4 protein-coding genes and 1 other RNA gene are annotated in these 4222 nt (G+C 39.1%); 3 read left to right on the forward strand and 2 right to left on the reverse strand.

Features of this window, described 5'->3' with window-relative positions; translation table 11 throughout:
* Positions 1-217: 217 nt before the first annotated feature.
* Both ssrS and ABES03_RS01795 read right to left on the reverse strand, forming a co-directional pair.
* A non-coding RNA gene (ssrS, locus tag ABES03_RS01790) (6S RNA) lies at positions 218-414 on the reverse strand.
* Between the two features lie 56 nt (positions 415-470).
* On the reverse strand, positions 471-1568 hold the full coding sequence (locus ABES03_RS01795) for a M24 family metallopeptidase (protein ID WP_430114638.1): 1098 nt from the start codon (positions 1566-1568) through the stop codon (positions 471-473).
* A gap of 172 nt (positions 1569-1740) precedes the next feature.
* On the opposite strand from ABES03_RS01795, the gene ABES03_RS01800 reads away from it, so the two are divergent.
* The 3 genes from ABES03_RS01800 to ABES03_RS01810 all read left to right on the forward strand — a co-directional run bounded on the left by ABES03_RS01800 (position 1741) and on the right by ABES03_RS01810 (position 4193).
* Complete coding sequence (locus tag ABES03_RS01800; RefSeq protein ID WP_430114640.1) at positions 1741-2424, forward strand: metal-dependent hydrolase; 684 nt, start codon at positions 1741-1743, stop codon at positions 2422-2424.
* Positions 2425-2512: 88 nt separating this feature from the next.
* Complete coding sequence (locus ABES03_RS01805; protein ID WP_430114642.1) at positions 2513-2749, forward strand: hypothetical protein; 237 nt, start codon at positions 2513-2515, stop codon at positions 2747-2749.
* Between the two features lie 124 nt (positions 2750-2873).
* Complete coding sequence (locus tag ABES03_RS01810) at positions 2874-4193, forward strand: DRTGG domain-containing protein (protein ID WP_430114643.1); 1320 nt, start codon at positions 2874-2876, stop codon at positions 4191-4193.
* Positions 4194-4222: the final 29 nt, after the last annotated feature.

Below are 4222 nucleotides of genomic sequence, written 5' to 3' on the forward strand. Positions count from 1 at the left end.
CATTCTACGTGACCCAAAAGGCAGAAAGAAAGGGAGTCCGGTCACGTAGGAGAGGTCTACGTGAGCCAAAAAGCTAGCAGGATAGAGAACACGGTCACGTAAGAACAGACCAAGTAAGATCAGACAAAACTAGAAGAATTGATTAAAATAAGAATAGAGCTAAACCTAAACATATAAAAAAACCAGCTTCTTTTCAGAAACTGGTTTGAGTGCTAAGTATGGAGCCGCCATTGCCGTAAGAAATATAAGAAAGTTTTAAACCACCACTCCTCAAAGTGGGTGTTTTCAGAAACTTTTCTGCGTGTCCTCCATGTCTTATAGACAGAGGCTTGTCATTCCAGCTTCAATGGTTAAACTCCCTGTTACAGCTTAAAGGTTAAAACTTTATTATGATTACGTACAACGCAGCTTGTAATAGTATATTACCTCAATTAAAACGAAAATACAATGCCAAAAGAATCCAAATCTGCTTACTTAATGATTTGCAGTTCTTTTGGGAATTTGGTCAAAATCTTCGCTCCATCCGCAGTAATAAACACATCATCCTCGATACGCACTCCGGCAACATCAGGGACATAGATTCCTGGTTCAATGGTATAAACCATACCTTCTTCAATAATCAGCTGATTTGTCTCAGTTAAGGATGGATATTCATGAACACTAATTCCTAGGCCGTGACCAAGACGGTGTGGAAAATACTCACCGTATCCTGCTTCAACGATAATACGACGGGCAGTGAGGTCAACGTCTGCAGCACTAACACCAGGTTTACTAGCCTCTATAGCTGCTAACTGCGCTTTTAAGACTGTATCATAAATTTCCTTCTGTTTGTCGTTAATGTCACCGTATGCAACTGTTCTTGTGATGTCTGAACAATAACGATCCACAACTACACCCAAATCAAATAAAACTAAATCGCCTTTTTGAACCTTGGTATTGCCTGGATTACCATGAGGAGAGGCAGCATTCGCACCGGTCAGAACCATTGTTGAAAAAGACATCTCTGTAACGCCTTTTTGTTTTAAGGCAAACTCTAGTGCATTTAGAATGTCTAGCTCTGTTTTCCCTTCCTTGATTTCATTAACCCCGAATTCAACCGCATAATCAGCAAGTGCACAAGCCTCTTCGATAATTTTTAGTTCGGAAGCATCTTTGACCATTCGGAGGAGTCTTAATTTTTCCTCAACTGAAACAAAAGTGGAATTAGGGAATAATCGTAAGAGCTGTTCATACCGCTCCACATTCATATGCTCTTTCTCGATAGCAACCTTTGACACGCGACCCATTCTTTTATTGATAGAATTTAAGATCAATTCCCATGGATTTTCAATGTCACTATAGCCGATTATTTCATGCTCCCATCCAGATCGTTTAGCATCATGTACTTCCATGCCTGGGCAAACCAGGAAAGGCTCCTCCTCTTGAAACACAGCGAGGGCGAGTAAGCGTTCATGCGGATCGGTATAGTAGCCGCTTAAATAAAATACATTTTCGGAAGAAGTAACAAAACTGACTTCAATGTCATTCTCCTTCATCCATGCTTGTAGTTTGTTCAATCTTTGATTCATATTTTTCTCCCCCTAAAATCAAATCCAATTTGAGAGTAACAATATAAGTTTGAATTGTAAACTATCTGTGATTATCTTGTGCTAAATCAGAAGGTTTATGGGTATAAATGAGGAAGGAATTTCTATATTATTTATGGAAGTACTATTAAAAAGATTAGGGAGGGTTACAAAAATGAAAGTATCCTATCATGGTCATTCAGTGGTGCAAATTCAAACCAATGGAAAAACCATTATCATTGATCCATTTATTACAGGTAATGGGTTAACAGATTTAAAATTAGAAGAAGTTAAACTGGATGTTATTATTCTCACACATGGTCACGGAGATCATGTAGGTGATACGGTGGAATTAGCAAAAAGAAACAATGCCCTTGTCATAGCCAACGCAGATCTATGCGCTTTTTTAAGCTTCCAAGGAGTAAGGACTCATGCCATGCATATTGGAGGGGCCTATCAATTTGAATTTGGTAAGGTAAAACTGACACAAGCTTTTCATGGCTCGGGCTATGTCATTGATGGCAGCCAGGAGATTATTTACTGCGGAATGCCAGCCGGTATTCTTTTTATGAATGAAGGCAAAACCATTTATCATGCAGGTGATACTGGGCTCTTCTCAGATATGAAACTTATAGGTGAACGTCATCCGATTGACTTGGCCTTCTTGCCAATAGGAGATAATTTTACCATGGGACCGGAAGATGCAGCTTATGCAGCAAAACTGTTAGCTGCCAAAACAGTTGTACCGATTCATTACAATACATTCCCGCCAATTAAGCAGGATCCAAACAAGTTTTTAGAATTGCTTGAGGATAAAAACGGTAAAGTGCTTCAACCTGGAGAATCCATCGAATTTTAATCATCTTCTTATGGAATCACAGACTTTTTTTCCTCTCTCTTGCATAAAGATGGAACAAGCAGTCTTTTTTATAGGGAGGAAATGAAAAATGAAAAAGAACAGATACTTACTTTGTCTGCTCCTTTGTGGTCTTATGCTTTATTTTGCTGTTCCTAGATTATCGATTCATAAAGATGGCCCTCAAGGTATATTCTCATTAGCTTGGCTGGCCTTTGCATTGATGGTCATTGCTGGTAACTTAACAGGGTTGCTTTATAGTCCAAAAAGACAAATACAAAAGCTTCAAGCTGGCCGATTAAAGAAAAAGTCCAGGTCATTTCATTGATATTTAGACAACAATGTGAGAAACCGCATTGAATCAAGGCTTTTAACACTTTATAATAAAATTTAGACTAATCTGGTAGTGTTGCCACCAGATAATTGGAATTCAAATATAAAGGGTGAAGGTCTTGGCTACTAAGCACGAACAAATTTTACAATATATTGATGGACTTCCTGTGGGGGAAAAAATTTCAGTGCGCCAAATCGCCAAGGCGATGACCGTAAGTGAAGGGACAGCCTATAGAGCGATTAAGGAAGCTGAAAATAAAGGATACGTCAGTACCATTGAAAGAGTAGGAACGATTAGAATTGAACGTAAGAAGAAAGAAAATATTGAAAAGCTTACATTTGCGGAAGTAGTAAATATCGTTGATGGGCAGGTCTTAGGTGGAAGAACGGGTTTGCACAAGACACTGAATAAGTTTGTCATTGGTGCCATGAAGCTTGAAGCAATGATGCGCTATACGGAGGCTGGTAATCTGTTAATTGTCGGTAACCGTACGCAGGCGCATGAGCTAGCATTAAAAGCAGGGGCTGCTGTACTGATTACTGGTGGATTTGATTCTGAAGAGCATGTGAAAAAGCTTGCTGATAGTCTTGAACTGCCTGTTATTTCAACTAGCTATGACACATTCACTGTGGCAACCATGATTAACAGAGCAATTTATGACCAATTAATCAAGAAGGAAATTATTTTAGTTGAAGATATTTTAACTCCCATATCTGAGACCTATTATTTAAAAACTACAGATAAGGTTTCTAAATGGCATGAGTTTAATCAAGAAACAAAGCACAGTCGATATCCTGTAGTCGATCAAAATATGAAAATTCAAGGTATGGTAACAAGCAAGGATATTTTAGGACAGGATTTAGAGACGTCGATTGATAAGATTATGACGAAGCAGCCAATGACGGTGAATGGAAAAACGAGTGTCGCTTCGACTGCCCATACAATGGTATGGGAGGGAATAGAAGTACTTCCAGTTGCTGACGACTCCAATCGATTAGAAGGGATCATAAGCAGGCAGGATGTATTAAAGGCATTACAAATGAATCAAAGGCAGCCGCAGGTCGGAGAAACAATTGATGATATTGTAACAAATCAAATGGCACTCATTCAGGGGAAGTTAAAAGGAGAAGAAGTATATTCCTGTGAAGTAACCCCTCAAATGACGAACCATCTTGGAACTATTTCATATGGTGTATTTACAACCATCGTATCTGAAGCAGCTAACCGGGTCCTTCGAAGCTATAAAAAGGGAGACCTAGTAGTTGAGAATATGACCATCTACTTTATCAAGCCCGTTCAAATGGAGAGTACCTTAGAAGTATATCCGAAGATCCTTGAAGTCGGACGGAAATTTGGAAAGGTAGATGTTGAAGTGTTCAACGATGGAATTTTGGTAGGAAAAGCGATGATGATGTGCCAATTAATTGATCGTCAATAAGAAAAGAGAAAGCGCCTTGGTCAGCCCCG

Source organism: Neobacillus rhizosphaerae (assembly GCF_050477885.1).
GTDB lineage: Bacteria > Bacillota > Bacilli > Bacillales > Cytobacillaceae > Neobacillus > Neobacillus rhizosphaerae_A.